This is a genomic window from Haloarcula sp. MBLA0138, from assembly GCF_055632455.1.
The window spans coordinates 1,482,117-1,502,869 of sequence record NZ_CM145746.1 but is presented as its reverse complement, the minus strand read 5'-3'; the positions used below and the strand labels follow the sequence as shown (position 1 = coordinate 1,502,869).

Sequence of the window (20,753 nt, the reverse complement as noted above, 5' to 3'; positions counted from 1 at the left end):
CGGTGGGTCGGTGCAGTCGGTGCAGCCGGTGCAGTCGGCGCGGCCGGTGGGTCGATGCGGTCGGTGCAGCCGGTACGGCCGATACGGTGGCCCCGCGTCGCCGCTGTCGCCGGCTCAGGGCGTCACGACCAGTTTTCCGAAGAAGCTGTCGGCCAGCACGTCCTCGTGGGCGTCGGCCACCTCCGCGAGGCGGTACTCGCGGGCGACCGCGGCGGTGAGGTCGCCGTCGGCCATGAGCGTCGCCAACCGCCCCAACACGTCGCCGAAGGCCGGCGTGTTGAACATCGAGACGTGGTGGACCGAGAGGTCCTTGGCCCGGCACTGCGGGACGTTCTCGAAGGTCGCCGCGAGGTCGGTGTTGCCGATGGCGGCGATGCGGGCGCTCTGGGCCGCCACGTCCGTGTCGAACGCGAGGTAGTCGTCGAGGCGGTGGTCCAGTATCACGTCCGGTTCGCCGGCCGCCCGCACCGCCTCCGCGAGGTCGTCGCGCCGGTAGTCGAAGACGTCGTCGGCCCCGAGGTCGCGCAGGCGGTCGTGGGACGCCGGCGAGGCCGTCGTCGTCACGCGCGCGCCGGCCGCGTCGGCCAGTTGGACCGCGACGTGGCCGACGCCGCCACTCCCCCCGTGGACCAGCGCCCGCTCGCCCGGCTCCAGCCCACAGGCGTCGACGAGCGTCTGCCACGCGGTGACCCCGACGAGCGCGACCGCCGCGCCGGTCTCGAAGTCGACCGAATCGGGCAGTGCGGCGCAGTGGGACTCGGGGACGGCGACGTACTCGGCGCAGGTCCCCGGCAGCCAGTTGCCCAGCCCGGTGGCGAACACGCGGTCGCCCTCGGCGTAGGCGTCGACGGCCTCGCCGACGGCCGCGACGGTGCCGGCGCAGTCCGACCCCGGAACCCACGGGAGGTCGCCGGGCTCGTAGTCACCGGCTCGAAAGTAGGTGTCGACGGGGTTGACCGCCGCCGCCTCGACGGCGACCAGCACCTCGTCGTCGGCCGGTGTCGGGCGCGGAACGTCGTCCTCTCGAAGTACCTCGGGACCGCCGTGTTCGTGGAAGCGAACTGCTCGCATAGCCGAAATGTCGGCCGGTCCGGCCAAAACCCTTGCCCTCAGAGGGTGGCGAGGTTCTGCCGGAGCTTGATGGTCGCGGTCATCAGCGTCGTCGCGGTCATGATGACGAAGACGACCTGCACGTGGAGGACGACGGCGCGGTCGAGGCCGGCGAGGGTGGCGAGGTCGAGGGTTGGGACCAGCGCCGCGAACAGCAGGACGGGAAGCAGGTGTCGCAACAGCGTGTCGATGACGGTCCCCTGCACGCGGGTCTCGGCGGCCCCGCGCCGGCCGAAGGAGAAGCCGGCGGCCGCGAACGTGACGGCACAGAAGCCCGACGCGGCGACGACCAGCGGGTGGCGGCCGACGAGCAGGAAGCCAAGGGTCACCGCCACGACGCCGACGAAGCCGATTCGGGTCGCCAGCCGCTCGGCCCCGCCGCCGTCGGCGGCCGTCGGGACGACGCTGCGATAGAGGACGCGCATCGTCACCGCCAGCAGGGCGACGGTCCCGACCAGCAGGGCCTGCTTGACCGGGACGACGAGCGTGGTGACGATTTCGACGAGGCCGAGCGCGGCGAAGGTGACCGACAGCAGTCCGACGACGACGAGGTAGTCCCACAGGCGGTGTTCGGCGACGAGGTCGCTGGCCTGTCGGTTGCGGTAGGCGTAGTAGCTGAAGCGAGCGCCGAGCGTCGCCGTCAGCGCCAGCGCGACGAAGAAGATGAACGTGAGGTTCGGGTTCCCCGCCACGAACTGCAACTCGACGGCCAGCTCACTCTGCATCGTCTCCGTGTGGCTCCCGGAGGGCACGTAGCTCTTGCGCTAGGTGCGTGGCCGTCTCGTAGCGGGTAAGCTTCTGTTTCGCCATCGCCTTCCCGACGATGTCGTCGACGGCCCGGGGGACGGCGGCTGCGTCGCTGGGCGTCGGCGGCGAGGCGTCGAGGACGCGGTCCCTGACGGCCCCGAAGTCGCCGGCGTAGGGGGACCGCCCGGTGAACAGGCGGTAACAGACCGCACCCAGCCCGTAGATGTCCGTCGCGTGGTCGACCCGACCGAAGCGGCGGTCGTAGAACTCGGGGGCAGCGTAGCGCGGGTCGAGGTACGACGCGGGGTCGCCGGCGAAGCGGTAGACGTGCACGAGCCCGACGTTGTCCAGCAGGGGCGGCTGGCGCTCGGAGTCGTCGAGGACGTTGCCGTAGTAGGCGACGTTTTCGGGGTCGATGCCGGCGTGGACGACGCCGCGCTCGTGGAGTTCGGCGACGGCCGTCGCCAGCCGCTCGGCGTGCCACGCGGCCTCGGCCGGCGGCAGTCGGTCGCGGTCGGCCAGCGTCTCGCCGGTGTAGGCGGTCGCGACCCACGGTCGAGGTTCGTCGTTCCAGTCGTAGACGGTGACGACGTTGCGCGTCCCGGCGACGGCCCGCCAGTCGTCGAGGCGGGTCCCGAGCGCGTCGAGAAACGCTGCGTCCGGGTCGTCGGACGCGTGCAGCAGTCGGAGCCCCACGCCGAGTTCGTCGCTCTCGACGCCGGTCGACGACAGCCCCGACTCGCCGACGACCCCGAGAGTTCGGTACACGTCGTCGTAGCGCCGACGCTCGCGCGGGGCCAGAACCGACAGCGACTCGAACTCGCTCTCGTACTCGACGAGGGCGAGCCAGTCGGCGTCGTCGGCGAGGGGCCCGCCCGTCGGTCGGCCACCGATGGTCCCGTCGGCCGCGTCGGGGTCGTCGTCCTCGGTCGCGTCGGCCGCCTCGCCGTCGCCCTCGTCGCTCTCGTCGTCGGTGTAGACGCGTCTGGGGTCCGGCGAGAGGCCCGCGCCGGCCAGCCGCGTCCGGCCGATGTCGCGGTTGCCGAGACCGCCTCGGAGCGTGCCCCCGCCGCCGAGCGCCGACCGGTCCGCCTCGTCACCGCGCTCGGCGAGTGCCTCCTCGACGGTGTCGGGAAAGCGGGCGGCCAGATACTCCACGGCCAGCGCCGCAGCAAGCGAGTCCTCGCCGGCCCGGTCGGCGAGTGGCACGACCAGCGACCGGACGGTCTCGGAGTCGGCCTCGGCGACGACACAGAGGGCCGTCGCCGCGCCGAGGCGGACCTGCCGGTCGCCGACGTCGAGCAGGTGCAACAGCGCCGGGACTCGGCCCCGGCCGGCGTCGGGAGACGTGAGCACGTCCGCGACGAGCGCGCTCGGCTCCGAGGTGTCCGCGTCGTCGGCCATCGGTCGTCAGACGTTGGCGGCACGGACGTATCACTGTTTTGGCGAATCCGGTCCGGAACCGATCCCGCTAACAGCCGCTTATCACGCGTGAAAATGGCGTACGAACGCTTTACAGTACCCTTGCCCTATGGTTGTCCAATGCCAACAGACAGGGATTCACCCCTCCCGAGTGTCGTCGGCGGTAGCTACGCCGCGCGCCTCGGGGTGGCGCTGGCGTTCGCCGTCATCGTCATCGTGGCGTTCGGTACAGTAGTGAGCACGCAGGCCTCGGCGACGCTGGAGGAGGACGTCGCCGACGACGTAACGGCGCTGTCTGCCACGCAGGGCGACCAACTCGACGCGTGGCTCCGGACGGTGCGTCGGGACGTCAGGACGGCCTCCGACGACCGCGTCTTCCGCGAAGGCACGGACAGCGAGATTCAGACGGCGTTGGAGACGAAAGTCGAGAACGACGCGGTACCGCCCGACGTAGTGGCGGTCCACTACGTCGACACCGGCTCCGGCGAGATTCTCGCCAGTTCCGACGCGCAGTTCGTCGGCGTCAACGCCGCCCAGCAGGGCGCGCCCTTCGCCACGGACCCGCCGGCGTTCGACGGGGCCGCCGACACGCACGTCACGGAGCCGTTCACCGTCTCCGTCGTCGACCACCCAATCGTCGCGGTCGTCTCGCCGGTGCCCGACTCCGACCGGATGCTGGTCTACATGACCGACCTCGAAGCGAAGGCCCAAGAGGTGTCGAACCAGCGCGAGGGGTCCTTCACTACTGTTGTCGGCACCGACGGGACGTTCGTCGCGCACCCGAACGCGTCGCTGATAGGGACGACCGCGCCCATCGCGTCGGCCGAGGGTACGCCCCTCTCGTCGCTGTCGGCCGGCGACAGCGAGTTCGTCGAGACCGACATGATGCTGATGGGACTGACCCGGTTGGAGAGCCACGACTGGGTGGTGATGGTTCACTCCAACCCCGAGCAGGCCTACGCCTTGCGGAGCCAGATCAACGCCGACCTCGTCGGACTGGTCCTGCTCGCGGTCATCAACCTCGGACTCGTCGGCGTCACCATCGGCGGCAGCACCATCGCGTCGCTGCGCCGCCTCTCGGAGAAGGCCGAGACGATGGCCGAGGGCGACCTCGACGTCGACCTGAGTACGACCCGTGAAGACGAGTTCGGGACGCTCTACGCCGCCTTCGGCGACATGCGGGATACCCTCCGCGAACAGATATCCGAGGCCGAGACGGCCCGCGAGGAGGCCGAACAGGCCCGGCAGGACGCCGAACAGGCCCGCGAGGAGGCCGAGACGGAGCGAAACGAGATGGAGGCGCTGTCCAGCCACCTCGAACTGAAGGCCCAGCAGTACAGCGACGCCTTGGGGGCCGCCGCGGACGGCGACCTCACGGCCCGCGTCGACGACGACAGTATGAGCGACGCGATGGCCGACGTGGGAACCGAAATCAACGCTACGCTGGCCGCGCTGGAGGAGACCATCGCCGACATGAAGGCGTTCGCGGCCGAGGTCATGCAGTCCAGCAACCGGGTCGGACAGAACGCCGAGCGCGTCGACCAAGCCAGCCAGCAGGTGTCCCGCTCGATTCAGGAGATATTCGAGGGGACCTCCGAGCAGAGCGACCGCCTCCAGAACGCGGCCTCGGAGATGGAGAACCTCTCGGCGACCGCCGAGGAGGTCGCCTCCTCGGCACAGGAGGTCGCCGACACCTCCCAGTCGGCCGCGGAGGTCGGCGAGGACGGCCGCGAGGCTGCACAGGCGGCCATCGAAGAGATGAGCGCCATCGACGCCGAGACGGCCGCGACCGTCGAGGAGATCAACGCCCTCGACGACGACTTGGACGAGATCGGCGACATCGTGAGCGTCATCACCGACATCGTCGAGCAGACGAACATGCTGGCGCTGAACGCCTCTATCGAAGCCGCGCACGCCGACGGTGACGGGGCCGGCTTCGCCGTCGTCGCCGACGAGATAAAGGGGCTCGCCGAGGAGACGAAGTCGGCCGCCGGCGACATCGAACAGCGCATCGAGCGCATCCAGAGCCAAGCCGGCGACACGGTCGACACCATCGAGTCGACCAGCGAACGCATCACCGAGGGCGTGGCGACCGTCGAGGACGCCGTCGACGCCTTGGAGACCATCGTCGAGTACACCGAGGAGGTCGACACCGGCATTCAGGAGATTGACCGGGCGACCGAGGAACAGGCCCGGACCGCACAGGACGTGATGGAGACCATCGACGACCTGACGGCCATCAGCCAACAGACGGCGACGGAGGCCGACACGGTCGCCGGTGCCGCCGAGGACCAGTCTTCCTCTATCGCGCAGGTGGCCGACTCCGCCGACGAACTGGGCCGACGCGCCGACGAACTGGAATCGCTACTCGACCGCTTCGAGGTCGCAACCGCCGCCGCCGCGAGCGCCGACGAGACGACCGCCGCCACCGACGACTGACCATGGTAACGATAACGACGTGGTTCACGCTGGGACTGCTGGGCGAACTGCTCGGGACGGCCGTGTTGGCCTACGGCTACACGCTCGTCCCCGAATCGAACAGACGGCGCTACCTGCTGTTGATAGCCATCCCGGGAATCGCCATCGTGGCGTACGCGCTGATGACGCTCGGGTTCGGTGCCATCGACACCGGCGACCACACCGTCTACGTCGTCCGCTACGCCGACTGGCTGCTGACGACGCCGCTGAACGTCCTGTATCTCGGATTGCTCGCGCAGGCGGGCCGACACGACATCGGGAAGCTGGTCGGCCTGCAAGCGTTGACCATCGTCTTCGGCTTCGCCGGCTCTGTCGCGTCACCGCCGTTCAGCTACGGCCTGTTCGCGCTCGGGGCGGCGGCGTTCGCCGGCGTCGTCTACCTGCTGTACACGACCGTCGCCGCGGCCGCCCGCGACGCGCTGTCGGACCTCGAACGGAGCCTCTATCGCACGCTCCGGAATTTCGTCGTCGTGCTGTGGCTGGTCTACCCAGTCGTCTGGCTGCTGGGCGTCTCCGGAGTCGGGCTCATGGATTTGGAGACTGCGTCGCTGGTCATCGTCTACCTCGACGTGGTGACGAAGGTCGGCTTCGGCGTCATCGCACTGGCCGGGCTGACGACCTTCGCCGACGTCGAATCGGCCGCGGAGACGGTGGAGGCGGCGACCGCCGGCGACTGACGGCGTCGTCCGGCGGGGCCGAGAAGTGGGGCGGGGCGTCCTCAGTGGATGCCCATCGCTTCGATCTGTTCCTGATAACGGTTCCGGATGGTGACCTCCGTCACCTGCGCCACGTCGGCGACCTCGCGCTGGGTCTTCTTCTCGTTGCACAGCAGCGAGGCGGCGTAGATGGCGGCCGCGGCGTAGCCGGTCGGGGACTTCCCCGAGAGCAGCCCCTGCTCGGCCGTCGTGTCGATAATCTCGTTGGCCTTCGACTGGACCTCCTCCGAGAGGTCCAGTTCCGAGGCGAACCGCGGGACGTACTGCTTGGGGTCGACCGGCTCCATCTTCAGTTCGAGTTCCTGTGCGACGTAGCGGTAGGTCCGACCGATCTCCTTTTGCTCGACACGGGAGACGTCCGAGACCTCCTCCAGACTCCGGGGGATACCCTCCTGCCGGCAGGCAGCGTAGAGGCAGGCGGTGGCGACGCCCTCGATGGAGCGCCCGCGGATGAGGTCCTCGTTCAGCGCCCGCCGGTAGATGACCGAGGCGACCTCGCGCACGGAGCGTGGCACGCCCAGCGCCGACGCCATGCGGTCTATCTCGGAGAGGGCGAACTGGAGGTTGCGCTCGCCCGCGTCCTTGGTCCGGATGCGCTCTTGCCACTTGCGCAGCCGGTGCATCTGGGAGCGCTTCTCGGAGGACAGCGAGCGCCCGTAGGCGTCCTTGTCCTTCCAGTCTATCTGCGTCGTCAGCCCCTTGTCGTGCATCGTCTGTGTCGTCGGGGCCCCGACGCGCGACTTCGACTGGCGCTCGGAGTGGTTGAACGCGCGCCACTCCGGTCCGCGGTCGATGTTCTCGTCCTCGATGACGAGACCGCAGTCCTCACAGACGAGTTCACCGCCCCCGTCGCTGGAGATGGACTCCGACTCACACTCGGGACAGACCTGTTGGCCTGTCTCCTCGGACTCCTGCTGGCGTTCCGCCTGGTCCGTATCCCGCTGGCGCGTCGGCCGTTCCATGTGTTCTTTTACGGAGAAAGGTCTATTACATATAAATGTTTGGCAGATTGTGTCGGATTCACACGGACACGACGCCCCGCTCGCGGGGATATCGGTGCCCTCGACGGCGGCACAAAGGCTTAACCGCCACCCCCGCGGCTTGTACGGGCATGGACGTGGCCGTACTCGGACTCGGTCGACGGGTCCGGACTATCGCGGCGATGTGCGCGCGGAGTGGGCACGCTGGCCGCCTCTACGGCGAGGACGCAAACGCCGTGATGGACGGCGTCGACACGGTACCGACGCGGGACGACCGGGGCCCGCGATGAGCGACACTTCCGACGACGGCCGGCCGGACGCGGACGACGAACTCGCCGACCTGTTCGACCACTTGGAGGAACTGGAAGCGGCCGTCGACTCGCCGGCCGAGCGCGAGCGGGTCAGGGCCGCGATGCGGAAGGCCACCGAGGTACAGGAGTCCGACCCAGCCGTCTTCGGGCGCGTCATCTGGGGGTTCGGGTGGGACGACCTCGCGGAGGCCGCGCTCGGGTCGGTGCTTTTCGGCATCCCGATGGCCGTCGAGGGCGGCACGCTCGACGCGGGCCGCTTCCTCGCGGCCCACCCGTCGCTGTTCGTCGCGACGCTGCTGGGTGCCGTCGGGATGGTCGTCGGCATCCTCTACGTCGCCGACATACAGGACGTGCGGGTCGCACACGCCATCTTCGGCGTCGTCCCGCGGCGGCTGATCGGTGTCACGCTCTGTGCCTACGCCATCGCCGTCGCCCTGCTGACTGGGTGGGGAATGGTCACGTGGTCGGCGGAGCCGGCGGCTCTCTGGGAGAGCGTCTGCGTCTGTACCGTGGCGTTCGTCCCCATGTCTATCGGGGCCGCACTGGGCGACATCCTCCCCGGGAGCTAGGGCGTGGCACACCCTCTCGCCCGTCACGCCGTTTGGCAACCGTTAAAAGCCGCGGTCGGATACGGGGAGGTATGAGCGAGAGCCAACAGAAGCGGACGCAGAAGTGCGTCTCGTGTGGCATCAACATCGCCGGCACGAGCGCCGCCGCGTTCAAGTGCCCCGATTGCGGGCACCAGATTTACCGGTGTGCCACCTGCCGGAAGCAGAGCAACCTCTACAAGTGCCCCGACTGCGGTTTCACAGGTCCGTAACGATGGGAAAAGTCGCCGCCAAGATCAAGATTATGCCGCAGAGCCCCGAAGTCGACCTCGACGACCTGCAGGAGCGTCTCGAGGGCGCGCTTCCGGAAGGTGCCAAAATCAACGGCTTCGAGCGCGACGACGTCGCGTTCGGCCTCGTCGCGCTGTTCCCGACGGTCATCGTCCCCGACGACACGGGCGGGACCGAGGCCGTGGAGGAGGCCTTCGCGGACGTCGAGGGCGTCGAGTCCGTCGAAGTCGACAGCGTCGGCCGTCTGTAACCTCGCTCGCCGTTCTCGCCGCGCACAACCGCACAGCGGTGCCACCGGTGTCGGAACGGCGGGCGTACACGGTGTGTCCCGCCCACACGCCGCCCCCGGAACGCACGTTTTATTAGGGCGACCGGACAACCGGTGAGCAAGAATGCCCAGTTCGAACGGTCCGCTCGAAGGAACACGGGACAAGCTCAAGAACAAGCCGCGCAACCGCGGGACCTCCCCGCCCCAGCGAGCCGTCGAGGAGTTCGAGGCCGGCGAGAAGGTCCACCTCAAGATTGACCCCTCGGTGCCCGACGGCCGCTTCCACGCCCGCTTCGACGGCCAGACCGGCACCGTCGTCGGCGAGCAGGGGACTGCCTTCAAGGTCGAAATCGTCGACGGCGGCAAGGAGAAGACCGTCATCGCCAAGGCCGCACACCTCCGCCGCCAGCAGAGCTGAGATGACCATCTTCAAAGAGAAGGTCGACGAGGAGTATCTCACGGTCGCCGAGACCAAGGAGATTCTCGAAGGCCTCGAGATGGAGCGGGCCGCCGACGAGGACCGCGAGATGCGGTACGAACTCAAGCGAGCCATCGACCACGTCAACCGGTTCGCGGTGTTGGACCCCGAGGAGTCCCGCGAACTCGTCGCGGAACTGCGGGAACTGGAGAAAGTCGACGAGGCCACCGCCTACAAGATAGCGAACCTGCGACCGCTGGACCGCGACGAACTGCGGGCCGTCTACGCGCAGGAGCGGTACTCCCTGTCGGGCGACGAACTGGACGACATCCTCAACGTCGTCAAGCGGTACGCCTGACGCTCGCCGTCGGCCCGCCGGTTCTCCCGCTCGTCGCAGAAACCGCTCGACGGAAGTCGGCCGAACGCGGCACCCGCCGCCATTAAGTGTGTTCTATTCGTATCGCTGCGCATGACCGACACGGAGCGCGGCGACGACATGGTCGCGGCCGTCCTCGACGTCCTCCCGACAGGGCGGACCGACGACGACCGCCCGCAACACCAGAAGGACCCGCTCGCGTTCGCCCTCGACGTCGACGACTTCTCTCTCTACGAGCTGACGCTCGACTCCGGCGACGAGATGGCCTTCGGTGACCGCATCGACCTCACCGCCTTCGACCGGGTCCGCCGCATCGAGTTCGACGACCTGCCAAGCGGCGCGCGCTCGGAACTGGAGTACGCCGTCGAGGAGGTCGTCGAGAACGACGAGGAGCGCTTCGTGGACTTCTACAACGACGCCCAGCCCATCACGCTGCGGCTCCACCAACTGAACCTCCTGCCGGGCATCGGGAAGAAGCTCCGCAACACCATCCTCGACGAGCGCAAGCGCCAGCCCTTCGAGAGCTTCGACGACCTCGAAGAGCGCGTCAGCGGGCTCCACACGCCCAGAGAGGTGCTCATCGACCGCATCCTCGAAGAGCTACGGGAGGACGACCTGAAGTACCGCACGTTCGTCCGCCCCGGCGAGCAGTCGTAGGGCGGAGTTTTTCACCCCCTGCCGTCTACGGGCAGTCGATGACCGACACAGCGACGGGCACGCGCGACCCCGACGCGCTCGTCCGCCGGGCGGGCAAGCGGGCAGACACCCGGCAGGACCAGCACTTCCTCGTCGACGACCGCGTGCTCGACCGCATCCCCGAGTACGCGACTTCGGCCGGCATCGATACCTCGCACGTCCTCGAAGTCGGGGCCGGCCCGGGCGCGCTGACCGACCGACTGCTCGCGGCGGCCGACGAGGTGACCGCCGTCGAACGCGACCCCGACTTCGCCGCGCACCTGCGCGAGGAGTTCGCCGACGCCGTCGCTGGCGGCCGGCTAACCGTCGTCTCCGGCGACGCCTTGGCCGTCGACCTCCCGGAGTTCACCGCTAGCGTCTCGAACCTCCCCTACGGCGCGTCCTCGGAGATAGCCTTCCGGCTGTTGCCCGAAGGGAAGCCCCTCGTGGTGATGTTCCAGCGGGAGTTCGCCGAGCGGATGGCCGCCGACCCCGGCACCGACGACTACGGCCGACTTTCGGTGACTGCCGGCCACTACGCCGACGTGGAGGTGGTCGAGACGGTGCCCCCGGCGGCGTTCGACCCGCAGCCACGGGTCACGAGCGCCGTCGTCCGGACGACGCCGCGGGAGCCGGACTACACGGTCCCGGACGACGACTTCTTCATGGCCTTTCTGAAGGCCGTCTTCACCCAGCGCCGGAAGACGATGCGCAACGCCGTCCGGAACACGGCCCACATCTCCGGGCTGGGCGACCCCGACGCGGTCGTCGACGCGGCCGACGAGGAACGCATGAGCGCCCGCGCCGGCGAACTCGCGCCCGCGGACTTCGCCGAACTGGCGACGCTGGCCCACGACGTGGGCCGGCCGGAGTCGTGACCGACGAGGACGGCGGCCGGCCGGCGCTGGCCGACCAGCGCGGCGTCGAGACCGTCTACCAGCCCGCGGCGGACTCGGCGCTGTTGGCCCGGACCGCCCGCGACCACGTGACGGACGGCGACCGCGTGCTGGACGTGGGGACCGGGTCGGGCTACGTCGCCGCCGAACTCGCCGACGCCGGGGCCGAGGCGGTCGGCGTCGACCTCAGCCCGCTGGCCTGCCGGCAGGCCCGCGAGCGCGGCGTGCCCGCGGTCCGTGGCGACCTCGTGTCCCCATTCGCCGACGGTGTCTTCGACTTCGTCGCGTTCAACCCACCCTATCTCCCGACACCGGCGGCCGAGGAGTGGGACGACTGGATGGAACACGCGCTGTCGGGTGGGGAGGACGGCCGCCGCCTCGTCGACCCGTTCCTCGACTCCGTCGGCCGGGTCCTCGCGCCGGGCGGCCGGGCGCTCCTGTTGGTCAGCAGCCTCACGGGCGTCGACGAGGTGCTCGCGTACGCCGCCGAGCGCGGCCTCGACGGCGAGCGGGTGGCCAGCGAGAACCACCCCTACGAGGAACTCGTCGTCCTCCGGTTCTCCCCGAAGTGATTACCATAGGGCATTTTTCTGAATAGGAAATATTAAAGCCCGTCATTTCGTAGCCGCTGGCAATGCCACAGATAGTCGCCACGACTCCGGGGCTGTATCCGCTCCCGGACTGGGCCAAAGAGGAGCTATCGGACCTGAAGGGCCACCAGAAGACGGACCTCGTCTCCGGCGACGAGGGTGAGGACATCGAGGACGCGTACGACCGCGTCCGCGAGGACCTCGTCTCGGCACAGACCGAGGCGGGGCTCGACCGCGTCGTCGAGGGGCAGGGCCGGTGGGACGACATGCTCGCACACCCGCTGGCGGTCCACGACAGCGTCGAGACCCGCGGCATCGTCCGCTACTACGACAACAACAACTTCTACCGCGAGCCGGTCGTGCAGGACGACCTCTCGGCCGACGGCGGCGACGTGGCGGCGGACCTCGGTGCGGCCGCCGACCTCGTCGACTCGGGCCTGCAGGCGGTGCTGCCCGGTCCCTACTCGCTCGCGGACCTCGCCACGGACGAACACTACGGCGACGAGGCCGCGTTCCTCGACGCCGTCGCCGACTTCCTCGTCGAGGAGGTCCGGGAGTTCCCCGAGGTCGAGACGCTGTTCCTGCTGGAGCCCTCGCTCGTCGAGAACCCGCCCGCGGACGGCGTCGACGAGCGCGCCAGCGAGGCCATCGACGCCGTCGCCGACGCGGCCGACGCCGAGGTCGTCGCCCACACCTACTGGGGCGCTATCGAGGAGAAGACCTACGCGCACCTGATGGACGCGGGCGTCGACGCCGTCGGCTTCGACCTCATTTCCGACCACGACGCCACCGTCTACAACGTCCAAGAGTACGGGACGAAAGACGACGTGGCGCTGGGCGTCGTCGACGGGCAGAACACGCTCGTCGAGGCCCCCGAGACCATCCGGGACCGCATCGACTGGTTCGAACAGCAGACCAACACCGCCTACGACACCGTCTACGCGACGGCCAACACCGAGCTGTTCTACCTCCCTGACAACAAGTTCGAGGCGAAACTCCGCGCGCTCGCCAACGCCGCCGACCTCGAGGAGGTGGAGGCCTAACCATGACCGGACCACGAGAGCAGTTCCGACCGGCGAATCACGACAACGACCACTTCCTGCTGACGACCGTCGTCGGCTCCTACCCCAAGCCCAAGTGGCACGACCGCGCCCGCGAGCAGTTCGAGGACGACGCGGCCGACTTCGGCGAGGACGAGTGGCAGGAGTCGAAAGACGACGCCTCGCGGCTCATCACCCACGAGCACGAGCGGGCGGGCATCGACGTCGTCTGCGACGGCGAGATGCGCCGCAACGAGATGGTGGAGTACTTCGCCCACCGCATCGACGGCTACGAGTTCAACGGCCGCGTGAAGGTGTGGGGCCACAACTACTTCGACAAGCCAAGCGTCGCCGACGAGGTGGAGTACGGCGAGCAGTGGCTCGTCGAGGAGTTCGAATTCACCGACGAGGTGGCCGAGCGTCCGGTCAAGGTCCCCATCACCGGCCCGTACACGCTCGCGAACTGGTCGTTCAACGAGGTCTACGACAGCGAGGAGCAACTGGCCTACGAACTGGCCGACCTCGTCAACGAGGAGATAGAGTCACTGGTCGAGGCCGGCGCGCGCTACATCCAGATAGACGAACCGGCGCTGGCGACGACGCCCGACGACCACGCCATCGTCGGCGAGTGTCTCGAACGCATCGTCGACGACGTGCCCGACGACGTGCGCCTCGGCCTGCACGTCTGTTACGGCGACTACTCGCGCATCTACCCCGAGATTCTGGACTACCCGGTCCACGAGTACGACCTCGAACTCGCCAACGGCGACTACGACCAGTTGGACGTGTTCACAGACCACGAGTTCACGAAGGACTTCGCCATGGGCGTCCTCGACGCCCACACCGCCGAAGTCGAGTCCGTCGAGGAGATTAAAGAGAACATCAAGAAGGGGCTGGAAGTCGTGCCGCCGGAGCGACTCACCGTCTCGCCGGACTGCGGTGTGAAGCTCCTGCCCCGTGAGGTCGCCTACGGCAAGATGGAGAACATGGTGCAGGCCGCCCGCGAAATCGAGCAGGAACTCGACGCCGGCGAAATCGACGTGGTGGCGAGCGGTGGTGCGGAAGCGAGCGCGGACGACTGAGCATACGGCGAACGGAGTGAGCCGTTTCACCGGACGCGAGTGAACGCAGCGAACGGAGCGTCCGGCCTTTTTCCCCACGTTTTTCTGAGGAGTGGTAGCCGAGCGTAGCGAGGCTACCCGACGAAGTAAAAAGTGGGAGCGGCATGGTGCAGGCCGCCCGCGAAATCGAGCAGGAACTCGACGCCGGCGAAATCGAGGTTGTCGCGAGCGGTGGTGCGGAAGCGAGCGCGGATGATTGAAGCGACGAGCAGGCTCGGCTGCGAGTAGTCAATCATCCGCGCAGCGGACGATTGACGCAGTGAGCGGGTAGCCGCGACCCGTCATCGTTCGGGAAGCGGACGGCGTGGTACCCAGTCGTGCGCGAACACGGGATGCGAACGGCGAACGAAGTGGGCCGTGAGCGAAGCAGGCTTCGACGAAAGCGTCGCGGCCCGAGTAAGCGGCTCTTACCGACGACCGACGACGAGTAGCCCAGTACTGTCGCCCGAGTAGCAAGCGCGCCGGGTGTGTGACACGACACGACCGGATGGGCGCTCGACCGGCCAATCGTCCCGGGAGCCGTCGGTCTGTGACGGACCGTGACCGTTCAGATAATATTTCAGACAGGTATTCGCCGCCCCGCAGTGTTCGACGAGAGACGAACTCGAAAACGACCACTGCGCATAATTAGTTCACTTTTACTGTCAGTTATGGGCGCGGGTATATTTGACAAATACGCAGCAAATACGTCTATTAAACACTCTATACCGAATTTCCTACGAACGAATTAATTTCGGTAGGACGGTCCGGTTTTGGGAAAGAGTTTAGTCGGTCTCGCCAGACGTATCAGGTGAGAACTATGGTTGGAGACGCGCACCTCCGAGCGGAACTGTACCTCCGCGGGACACGTACGGCACATTCGACGCCCAACAGCAGGTGTTGAACCGGGTCAAGCGACTGGAGGCCAACGGCGTGTTCACGGAGTCGATGGTCGCCGGCGAGTGGCAGCGCATCCGGACGCTGGCCGAGGACAAGCGCTCGGGCGCGCTGGCGACCTACGACGAGTTCGAGGACTGGGGCGACCGGAACGGGTTCTCGCTGACACCGGCCTTCGAACGGCGCGCGCGGAGCTACGTCGGCATGGAGCGCACCGACGAGGTAGTCGTCTTCCCCGTCGTCTCGCTGGCGCTCTACGAGGGCCAGCAGCTACAGGGCGTCTTCCCGTGTTCGGACACCGGGCGGACCTACACCGTCGGCGACGCGCTGGACGCCTTCGAGAACGGCGACGAGGACTGGCTCGCCCAGTTCGACGCGGTGACCGTCGACCGGACGGAGCCGTGGCTCGAACCGGGCGTCGACGTGACGCCCTAGCCGCGCAGCGCTTCGACCGGTTCTTCGCTGGCCGCCTTCCACGCCGGATACAGGCCGCTGACGACGCTCGTTCCGACGCCGAACGCGAACGCGGCGACGAGATACCACGCGTTGGCGAGGCGAAACACCGCCGTCGCGTCGCCCACAGTGTAGTGGTTGATGGCGAGGCCCGCCCCGACGCTCATGAGGACGCCCGCCAGTCCGCCGACGATACCCAGCAGCGTCGCCTCCATCAGCATCACCTTGAGGATGTCCCGCTTCTGGTAGCCCACGGCCCGGAGGACGCCGATCTCTTCCCGGCGCTCGACGGTCGACATCAGCATCACGTTGAGGATGGAGATGCCGGCGACCAGCAGCGAGATGGAGGCGATACCGGTCAGGACGGTGTTGATTATCTGGAACTGCTGGTTGATGGTGTCGACGATGGAGCCCAGTTCCGTGACGGTGACGCGCTGTTCGCGGTCGTTGAGCGCGCCGCGTATCGCCATGGCCGTGGCGTTGGCCTCGGTGCCCGAGGGCGCGGTGACGTACACCGACGAGTAGCCTCGGCCACCGTACCGGCTCGCGGGGACGACGATGCGGTTGTCGGGGTTGAGTTGTGAGAACGAGTCGCCCGAGGCGAGGACGGCTCGGACCCGGGCCGTGCTGCCGTTGATGGCGATGGTGCTCCCGCTGTGGAGGTCGCGCTCCTCGGCGACGCTCTCGCCGACTAACACGCCGGTCCGGAACGGCTGGGGAATCCGGCCGTCGCTGGCGTTGTACACTTCGGCCGGGTCCGTCATCGCGTACAGCAGTTCGTCCCGCTCCGCCTCGCGGCTGTACGTCACTGGTTCGACGGTGGTGGTGACCGGCGTGACGGTCGTGCCGGGGCCAGCGACGCGGCGTATCTCGCGCACGTCGCGCTCCGTGAGGTTCTCGATGCCCTCCTCGGCGTTCGGCGAGACGGTCACCTGATTCCCGATGTCGCCGAGGTTCTGGGAGAAGGAGTACCGCAGGGCGACGCCGAACATCCCCAGCGACGCGATGGCGATGACGCCGATGACGATGCCCAGCGCGGCCAGCAGCGACCGCATCTTCGTCCGCGAGAGGTTCCGCCACGCCATCAGGCCGGTGGGGAACCGCTCGGCGAGGGGGTTACGCATCTATCTCCTCCCGTCCGATGGAGCCGTCGACGAGGCGGATGGTCCGGTCGACGTACTCGTTGACGAGTTCGTCGTGGGTGACGGCGATGATAGCCACGTCGTCCTCGTCGGCGATGCGCTGGAACTCGTCGAGAATCTGCCGGCCGGTGTCCCGGTCCAAGTTCCCGGTCGGCTCGTCGGCCAGCACGATGGGCGGGTCGTTGATGAGCGAGCGAGCGATGGCGACGCGCTGTTTCTGCCCGCCGGAGAGCTCGTCGGGGCGGTGGGTGAGACGCTCGCCCAGCCCCATCCGGTCGAGCAAGTCCGTCGCTCGCTCGGTCCGGGTCGGGTCCCGGTCCAAGAGCGCCGGCACCTCGACGTTCTCGACGGCCGTCAGCGTCGGCAGGAGATAGAAGTGCTGGAAGACGAACCCGATGGTCCGCTTGCGGAGCCGCGTCCGCTCGCGGTCGCCCAGCCCGGTCACGTCGCGCCCTTCGAGCCTGACGGTCCCCTCCGTGGGCGTGTCGAGCAGGCCGAGGATGTTCAGCAGCGTCGTCTTTCCGCTGCCGCTGGGGCCCATGATGGAGACGAACTCCCCGGCTTCGAGGTGGAAGTCGATGCCGTTCAGCGCGACGAGCGTCTCGCTGCCCGACCGGTAACGCTTGACCACGTCGTCGGCACGGAGGACGGTCATTGCTCGTCGTCACGCCGGTAGCGCCGGACCAGCACGGCCGCGACGACCAGCGCCGCGAGTGCCGCGACACCGACGACGGGGAGCAGCCCGCCGCCACCGCCGCCACCGCCGCCGGACTGTGACTGCGGGTCGGTGTCGGTCACGGGGACCTCCACGTCGAAGCGCTGGCGCTCGCGGTCGCCGTCGACGAGGTACGTCACTTCGAGCGGGACCGTCGTCGCGTTGCCCGACGTCGTGGCGTACACGTCGAAGGAGACGAAGTCGCTGGCCGGCACGGTGCCGACGAAGTACTCGCGGTTGGGATAGGCCGGCTCGACGGTCGCCGTGTCGACGACACTGACGAGGACGCTGTCGGCGTCCGTCGTCCCGACGTTGCTCGCGCTCCCGGTTATCTGGAGGCGGCCGGCCTCGCTACTCACGTCCAGCCCGGTCAGGGTTATCGCGCCGGGCGTCGACCGTATCGTCGTCTCGGTCGTCGCCTGCCGGCTGGCCGTCCCGACCTCGTAGTCCGCGGTGACGGTCGCGGCGGCGCTCGACTCGGACAGCGTGGTGTTGAGCCGGACCCGCTCGGAGTCGCCCGGTTCGACCGAGCGGACGATAGCCCGGCGGAACGTCGCGTTGTCGGAACTGGCGGTCACGACGACGTCCTCGACGGGGGCGTTCCCTTGGTTGATGACGTCGACCGCGAGCGCGCGGTTCTCCCCGCTACCGACCGCGGAGGCGTCGAGCGAGAGCCCCTCTCGGAGCGGCTCGGATTCGATGAGCCGCGTCTGGGTGACGGTCCGCTGGGTCGTCCCGTCGACGGAGTAAGACATCGTCGCCGTGAGTTCGTGTTCGCCGGGCGTCTCCGGCCGGAACTGGAACGGCACCGTGGCCGTCTCGCCGGCCCCGAGGGTGGCGATGACCGACCGGCCTTCGGTCGCCGTGATGTCGGTGCCGTCGACGGTCACCTCGACGTTCGAGACGGAGGTGTTGAGGCCGTTAGCGACGGTGACCGTCCCGTTGGTCTCGATGCCCTCGATGGACTCGTTGGTCCGGATGTCCAGTTGCGGGTCCCGTTCGTACACAGAGACGGTGACTGGGTAGCGGACCCGTATGGAGTTCACGGGCGCGCCGGTCGACTGCCCGTAGACCAGCACGCGGAGGTCTTTCGTCCCCGGCTCGTCGAACGAGTGCGTCAGGGGGACTTCGAGCGAAGAACCCGGCGAGAGCGTCCCCAAGTCGGCCACGCGGGCGTACTCGGTGAAGCCGCTCGCCTGCGTCCGCCGGATGGCGACGGCCTCGATTCGTAGCCCGTCCTGACTGCTCTCTAAGTTCCGAATCGTCGGCGTGAACGTTATCGTCTCGCCGGGTGCGGGCTGCTCGGGCGAGACTGCGACCGACGTGACCGAGACGTTGACCGACGCCGCGCTGGCGACCGCGGGGACGGCCGCCACGAGCGCGACGACCGCAAGTAGCGTCAGTCGACGCATCTCGGCCTCCCGTCTCGGTGTCGATGGAGCGGGAGTGTTCGGAGGGCCGTAACAGCATTGCTGACAGGGACCACTGTCATGGCGTTCCCTGCGTAATCTGAGCGCTTAAACGTACTGAAATCTCGACCGAATGCTCGGTATCGACGGGGCGATTCGGCGGCATCCTGCGGCCGCGACCGCGGGACCTATGGCAGACGGCGAGAGACCACGGGGCATGCGCGTCGTCTGTGCCGGCCACGTCAACTGGGACGTGACGCTCCGCGTGGACCGGCTCCCGGGGCCCGACGGCGAGGCGGCCATCGAGCGACAGCGGCAGTCGGCCGGTGGGAGCGCCGCGAACGTCGCCGTCGCGCTGGCGGGACTCGACGCCGACCCCGTGTTGCTCGGCAGCGTCGGCCGCGACGAGCACGGCCTGCTGGCCCGCCGGGAACTCGACGCGGCCGGCGTCGAGACGCGGCTGGTCGAGACCGACGGGGAGACGGCCGTCAAGTACCTCGTGGTCGACGAGCGCGGCGAGGTGATGGTGTTGGGAACAGACGGGGTCAACGAGCGGTTCGCCGCCGCGGACCTCTCCGAGACCGACCTCGACGGAGCCGACCACCTCCACCTGACGAGCCAGTCCCCGTCGACGGCGGGACGACTCGCCGAGCGCGCCAGTGCCGCCGGCGTCCCGGTCAGCCTCGACCCCGGCCGCAGGCTCGCCGACCGGGACTACGGTCGGGCGCTCGAACACGCGGACCTGCTGTTTTGCAACGAGCGCGAGACGCGAGCGGCCGCCGACGCCGGCCTGCTTGCGACCGTGCCGACGGTCGTGGTCACGCGCGGTGCCCGCGGCGCAGAGTGCCGGACGGCGGCCGGGACCGTCAGCCACGACGGGTTCGCCGTCGACCCGGTCGACACCTCCGGGGCCGGTGACGCCTTCGCAGCGGGCTTTCTCGCGGCGCGGTGTCGGGGGGCCGGCGACGAGCGGGCGCTGCGGGTGGGCAACGCCTGCGGAGCGCTGGCTGCACGCACGGGCGGCGCTCGGACGCGGGTCGCGTGGCACGGCGTCGAGTCGCTGCTCGACGGCGAGCCGGCCGAGTGACTACGCGGGGAGCCCGTCGAGAAGCCGCTCGAACTGCTGTCGGTACTGGGCCTCGGCCCGTGCGGTGGCGAGCCCCGAGTCGTCGGCGAAGACAGCCTCGAAGCCGGCCATCCGCCACAGCAGCGTCGAGAGTTGGTACAGCGGTCGCCGCCGCTCGTAGCCGTCGTCGAACGCTGACGGGCGGAACTCGCGGTAGCCGGCGCGGAACTCGCTCCGAAGCTCGCGACACGCCTCTGGGTCCTGAAACGAGGAGCCGACGAAGAGAAACTCCGTCTGAGCGAGATTGTACTCCGGTAGCGCCGCCAGCACGTCCTGCCAGTCGAGGACGGCCGTGATTGGAGCGTCGCGCTCGGCGTCGAAAAGCAGGTTCGTCGGGCGGAAGTCGTCGTGGACCAGCCGGGGGACGCCGTCCTCGGGGACGATGTCGAGGGCCGGTTCGATGCGCGCGCCGGCGCGGTCGGCCACGTCCTCGAAGCGGGTGTCGGCGAGCCGGTCCAGATGTGAGCGGGTGAGTCGGCCGAAATACTCGCGCCAACTCCCCATCCAGTCCCGGACGATGAGCCGGCCGTCGTGGAGGTCGAGCCGGCCGAACGCCTCGAACCCGATTTCGGAGTGCATATCGCCCAGTATCCGTCCGGTCTGTCGCATAATCCGTGTCCGGGTCTCAGTCGAGAGCGTCCCGAACGACTCCGCGAGGTTGTCCCCGCTGACCCGCTCGGTGATGAAGTACGGCCGCACGTCGACCGCTGGGTCCTCCTTGAACACGAGGATACGCGGGACCGGGATGTCGGTCCGTTCGGCGACGTACTCGTGGAGTTTGGGTTCGACCTCGAACGGGAGGTCACCGGTCGGCTTGAACTTCAGTACCACCTCGTACTCCTCGCCGGCGTGGCGGACGGTGACGAGATAGACATCGCTCTGGTGGCCGCCGCCGGGCGTTTCGAACCAGAAGTCCTCGTAGTCCGGCCCGGATTCGGCGAGAACCGCTTCGATGGCGCGCGCCGCTTCGGACACTATCGCTCACTTTGCCCGTACCATAAATAAATCTGTCAGTCCCGCCACCACGCGGCGAACTGACCGTCCG

At 68.5% G+C, this 20,753-nt stretch carries 24 protein-coding genes; 15 read left to right on the top strand and 9 right to left on the bottom strand.

The features are described 5' to 3' along the window. Nucleotides 1–114: 114 nt before the first annotated feature. From ACV7JO_RS07970 to ACV7JO_RS07960, 3 genes are read right to left on the bottom strand one after another with little or no spacing between them, the layout of a single operon-like run. Entirely contained in the window at nt 115–1,071 is a 957-nt protein-coding gene (locus ACV7JO_RS07970) for an NADPH:quinone reductase (RefSeq protein ID WP_470352875.1), read from the bottom strand. A 38-nt stretch (nt 1,072–1,109) separates the two neighbouring features. Further along, complete coding sequence (locus ACV7JO_RS07965) at nt 1,110–1,835, bottom strand: hypothetical protein (RefSeq protein WP_470352874.1); 726 nt, start codon at nt 1,833–1,835, stop codon at nt 1,110–1,112. Then, nucleotides 1,825–3,261 carry a protein kinase domain-containing protein gene (locus ACV7JO_RS07960; protein ID WP_470352873.1) on the bottom strand — a complete coding sequence of 479 codons (1,437 nt, stop codon included), beginning with the start codon at nt 3,259–3,261 and terminating at the stop codon, nt 1,825–1,827. Before ACV7JO_RS07960 ends, ACV7JO_RS07965 begins: the two co-directional genes overlap by 11 nt. A 138-nt stretch (nt 3,262–3,399) precedes the next feature. Between ACV7JO_RS07960 and ACV7JO_RS07955 the strand changes: the two genes are divergently transcribed. Next, entirely contained in the window at nt 3,400–5,718 is a 2,319-nt protein-coding gene (locus tag ACV7JO_RS07955; protein ID WP_470352872.1) for a methyl-accepting chemotaxis protein, read from the top strand. 2 nt (nt 5,719–5,720) lie between these two features. Continuing rightward, nucleotides 5,721–6,434 (top strand): bacteriorhodopsin, encoded by a 714-nt coding sequence (locus tag ACV7JO_RS07950; RefSeq protein ID WP_470352871.1) that lies wholly within the window; start codon nt 5,721–5,723, stop codon nt 6,432–6,434. Nucleotides 6,435–6,475: 41 nt separating this feature from the next. Here the strand turns inward: ACV7JO_RS07950 and ACV7JO_RS07945 are convergent, their stop codons facing one another. Then, complete coding sequence (locus ACV7JO_RS07945) at nt 6,476–7,435, bottom strand: transcription initiation factor IIB (RefSeq protein ID WP_470352870.1); 960 nt, start codon at nt 7,433–7,435, stop codon at nt 6,476–6,478. A gap of 149 nt (nt 7,436–7,584) precedes the next feature. Here ACV7JO_RS07945 and ACV7JO_RS07940 point away from each other — a divergent pair, with 149 nt between their 5' ends. From ACV7JO_RS07940 to ACV7JO_RS07890, 11 genes are all read left to right on the top strand, one after another. Then, complete coding sequence (locus ACV7JO_RS07940) at nt 7,585–7,743, top strand: hypothetical protein (RefSeq protein WP_470352869.1); 159 nt, start codon at nt 7,585–7,587, stop codon at nt 7,741–7,743. Next, complete coding sequence (locus ACV7JO_RS07935) at nt 7,740–8,333, top strand: DUF2391 domain-containing protein (RefSeq protein ID WP_470352868.1); 594 nt, start codon at nt 7,740–7,742, stop codon at nt 8,331–8,333. The genes ACV7JO_RS07940 and ACV7JO_RS07935 overlap by 4 nt, the downstream gene beginning before the upstream one ends. 71 nt (nt 8,334–8,404) lie before the next feature. Continuing rightward, nucleotides 8,405–8,584 (top strand): HVO_2753 family zinc finger protein, encoded by a 180-nt coding sequence (locus tag ACV7JO_RS07930; protein ID WP_470352867.1) that lies wholly within the window; start codon nt 8,405–8,407, stop codon nt 8,582–8,584. 2 nt (nt 8,585–8,586) lie between these two features. After that, complete coding sequence (locus tag ACV7JO_RS07925) at nt 8,587–8,853, top strand: elongation factor 1-beta (RefSeq protein ID WP_470352866.1); 267 nt, start codon at nt 8,587–8,589, stop codon at nt 8,851–8,853. Nucleotides 8,854–8,995: 142 nt separating this feature from the next. Continuing rightward, nucleotides 8,996–9,289 (top strand): 50S ribosomal protein L21e, encoded by a 294-nt coding sequence (locus tag ACV7JO_RS07920; RefSeq protein WP_470352865.1) that lies wholly within the window; start codon nt 8,996–8,998, stop codon nt 9,287–9,289. A gap of 1 nt (nt 9,290) precedes the next feature. Further along, nucleotides 9,291–9,647, top strand: coding sequence for an RNA polymerase Rpb4 family protein (locus ACV7JO_RS07915; RefSeq protein ID WP_470352864.1), 357 nt, complete (start codon nt 9,291–9,293; stop codon nt 9,645–9,647). 111 nt (nt 9,648–9,758) lie between these two features. After that, nucleotides 9,759–10,322 (top strand): DUF655 domain-containing protein, encoded by a 564-nt coding sequence (locus ACV7JO_RS07910; RefSeq protein ID WP_470352863.1) that lies wholly within the window; start codon nt 9,759–9,761, stop codon nt 10,320–10,322. Between the two features lie 38 nt (nt 10,323–10,360). After that, nucleotides 10,361–11,218 carry a 16S ribosomal RNA methyltransferase A gene (locus ACV7JO_RS07905; RefSeq protein WP_470352862.1) on the top strand — a complete coding sequence of 286 codons (858 nt, stop codon included), beginning with the start codon at nt 10,361–10,363 and terminating at the stop codon, nt 11,216–11,218. Continuing rightward, the gene (locus ACV7JO_RS07900) at nt 11,215–11,808 is read left to right on the top strand and encodes a HemK2/MTQ2 family protein methyltransferase (protein ID WP_470352861.1); all 594 of its coding nucleotides are present in this window, start codon (nt 11,215–11,217) and stop codon (nt 11,806–11,808) included. The genes ACV7JO_RS07905 and ACV7JO_RS07900 overlap by 4 nt, the downstream gene beginning before the upstream one ends. Nucleotides 11,809–11,870: 62 nt before the next feature. After that, complete coding sequence (locus ACV7JO_RS07895) at nt 11,871–12,869, top strand: 5-methyltetrahydropteroyltriglutamate--homocysteine methyltransferase (RefSeq protein ID WP_470352860.1); 999 nt, start codon at nt 11,871–11,873, stop codon at nt 12,867–12,869. Nucleotides 12,870–12,871: 2 nt separating this feature from the next. Further along, nucleotides 12,872–13,948 (top strand): methionine synthase, encoded by a 1,077-nt coding sequence (locus ACV7JO_RS07890; protein WP_470352859.1) that lies wholly within the window; start codon nt 12,872–12,874, stop codon nt 13,946–13,948. Between the two features lie 113 nt (nt 13,949–14,061). Here the strand turns inward: ACV7JO_RS07890 and ACV7JO_RS07885 are convergent, their stop codons facing one another. After that, entirely contained in the window at nt 14,062–14,223 is a 162-nt protein-coding gene (locus ACV7JO_RS07885; RefSeq protein WP_470352858.1) for a hypothetical protein, read from the bottom strand. Between the two features lie 640 nt (nt 14,224–14,863). Between ACV7JO_RS07885 and ACV7JO_RS07880 the strand changes: the two genes are divergently transcribed. Next, nucleotides 14,864–15,298, top strand: coding sequence for an HTH domain-containing protein (locus ACV7JO_RS07880; protein ID WP_470352857.1), 435 nt, complete (start codon nt 14,864–14,866; stop codon nt 15,296–15,298). Here the strand turns inward: ACV7JO_RS07880 and ACV7JO_RS07875 are convergent. Genes ACV7JO_RS07875 through ACV7JO_RS07865 form a run of 3 tightly spaced genes read right to left on the bottom strand, consistent with a single transcriptional unit; the run spans nt 15,295 to nt 18,585 of the window. Beyond that, nucleotides 15,295–16,440: an ABC transporter permease gene (locus ACV7JO_RS07875; RefSeq protein ID WP_470352856.1), complete on the bottom strand. Its 1,146-nt coding sequence runs from the start codon at nt 16,438–16,440 to the stop codon at nt 15,295–15,297. The two genes, ACV7JO_RS07880 and ACV7JO_RS07875, sit on opposite strands and share 4 nt — an antisense overlap. Next, entirely contained in the window at nt 16,433–17,113 is a 681-nt protein-coding gene (locus ACV7JO_RS07870) for an ABC transporter ATP-binding protein (RefSeq protein ID WP_470352855.1), read from the bottom strand. The genes ACV7JO_RS07875 and ACV7JO_RS07870 overlap by 8 nt, the downstream gene beginning before the upstream one ends. Beyond that, the gene (locus ACV7JO_RS07865; protein WP_470352854.1) at nt 17,110–18,585 is read right to left on the bottom strand and encodes a COG1361 family protein; all 1,476 of its coding nucleotides are present in this window, start codon (nt 18,583–18,585) and stop codon (nt 17,110–17,112) included. Before ACV7JO_RS07865 ends, ACV7JO_RS07870 begins: the two co-directional genes overlap by 4 nt. Nucleotides 18,586–18,772: 187 nt before the next feature. Here ACV7JO_RS07865 and ACV7JO_RS07860 point away from each other — a divergent pair, with 187 nt between their 5' ends. Continuing rightward, the gene (locus ACV7JO_RS07860; protein ID WP_470352853.1) at nt 18,773–19,669 is read left to right on the top strand and encodes an ATP-dependent ribose-1-phosphate kinase; all 897 of its coding nucleotides are present in this window, start codon (nt 18,773–18,775) and stop codon (nt 19,667–19,669) included. On the opposite strand, the gene ACV7JO_RS07855 is transcribed toward ACV7JO_RS07860, so the two are convergent. Next, nucleotides 19,670–20,683 (bottom strand): phosphotransferase family protein, encoded by a 1,014-nt coding sequence (locus ACV7JO_RS07855; RefSeq protein WP_470352852.1) that lies wholly within the window; start codon nt 20,681–20,683, stop codon nt 19,670–19,672. It abuts the gene before it with no gap. Between the last annotated feature and the right edge of the window lie 70 nt (nt 20,684–20,753).

Bases quoted from the DNA above. Each gene is read 5' to 3' on its own strand.
- ACV7JO_RS07970 (WP_470352875.1), bottom strand. From the start codon at position 1,071: ATGCGAGCAGTTCGCTTCCACGAACACGGCGGTCCCGAGGTACTTCGA.
- ACV7JO_RS07965 (WP_470352874.1), bottom strand. From the start codon at position 1,835: ATGCAGAGTGAGCTGGCCGTCGAGTTGCAGTTCGTGGCGGGGAACCCG.
- ACV7JO_RS07960 (WP_470352873.1), bottom strand. From the start codon at position 3,261: ATGGCCGACGACGCGGACACCTCGGAGCCGAGCGCGCTCGTCGCGGAC.
- ACV7JO_RS07955 (WP_470352872.1), top strand. From the start codon at position 3,400: ATGCCAACAGACAGGGATTCACCCCTCCCGAGTGTCGTCGGCGGTAGC.
- ACV7JO_RS07950 (WP_470352871.1), top strand. From the start codon at position 5,721: ATGGTAACGATAACGACGTGGTTCACGCTGGGACTGCTGGGCGAACTG.
- ACV7JO_RS07945 (WP_470352870.1), bottom strand. From the start codon at position 7,435: ATGGAACGGCCGACGCGCCAGCGGGATACGGACCAGGCGGAACGCCAG.
- ACV7JO_RS07940 (WP_470352869.1), top strand. From the start codon at position 7,585: ATGGACGTGGCCGTACTCGGACTCGGTCGACGGGTCCGGACTATCGCG.
- ACV7JO_RS07935 (WP_470352868.1), top strand. From the start codon at position 7,740: ATGAGCGACACTTCCGACGACGGCCGGCCGGACGCGGACGACGAACTC.
- ACV7JO_RS07930 (WP_470352867.1), top strand. From the start codon at position 8,405: ATGAGCGAGAGCCAACAGAAGCGGACGCAGAAGTGCGTCTCGTGTGGC.
- ACV7JO_RS07925 (WP_470352866.1), top strand. From the start codon at position 8,587: ATGGGAAAAGTCGCCGCCAAGATCAAGATTATGCCGCAGAGCCCCGAA.
- ACV7JO_RS07920 (WP_470352865.1), top strand. From the start codon at position 8,996: ATGCCCAGTTCGAACGGTCCGCTCGAAGGAACACGGGACAAGCTCAAG.
- ACV7JO_RS07915 (WP_470352864.1), top strand. From the start codon at position 9,291: ATGACCATCTTCAAAGAGAAGGTCGACGAGGAGTATCTCACGGTCGCC.
- ACV7JO_RS07910 (WP_470352863.1), top strand. From the start codon at position 9,759: ATGACCGACACGGAGCGCGGCGACGACATGGTCGCGGCCGTCCTCGAC.
- ACV7JO_RS07905 (WP_470352862.1), top strand. From the start codon at position 10,361: ATGACCGACACAGCGACGGGCACGCGCGACCCCGACGCGCTCGTCCGC.
- ACV7JO_RS07895 (WP_470352860.1), top strand. From the start codon at position 11,871: ATGCCACAGATAGTCGCCACGACTCCGGGGCTGTATCCGCTCCCGGAC.
- ACV7JO_RS07890 (WP_470352859.1), top strand. From the start codon at position 12,872: ATGACCGGACCACGAGAGCAGTTCCGACCGGCGAATCACGACAACGAC.
- ACV7JO_RS07885 (WP_470352858.1), bottom strand. From the start codon at position 14,223: ATGATTGACTACTCGCAGCCGAGCCTGCTCGTCGCTTCAATCATCCGC.
- ACV7JO_RS07875 (WP_470352856.1), bottom strand. From the start codon at position 16,440: ATGCGTAACCCCCTCGCCGAGCGGTTCCCCACCGGCCTGATGGCGTGG.
- ACV7JO_RS07870 (WP_470352855.1), bottom strand. From the start codon at position 17,113: ATGACCGTCCTCCGTGCCGACGACGTGGTCAAGCGTTACCGGTCGGGC.
- ACV7JO_RS07865 (WP_470352854.1), bottom strand. From the start codon at position 18,585: ATGCGTCGACTGACGCTACTTGCGGTCGTCGCGCTCGTGGCGGCCGTC.
- ACV7JO_RS07860 (WP_470352853.1), top strand. From the start codon at position 18,773: ATGGCAGACGGCGAGAGACCACGGGGCATGCGCGTCGTCTGTGCCGGC.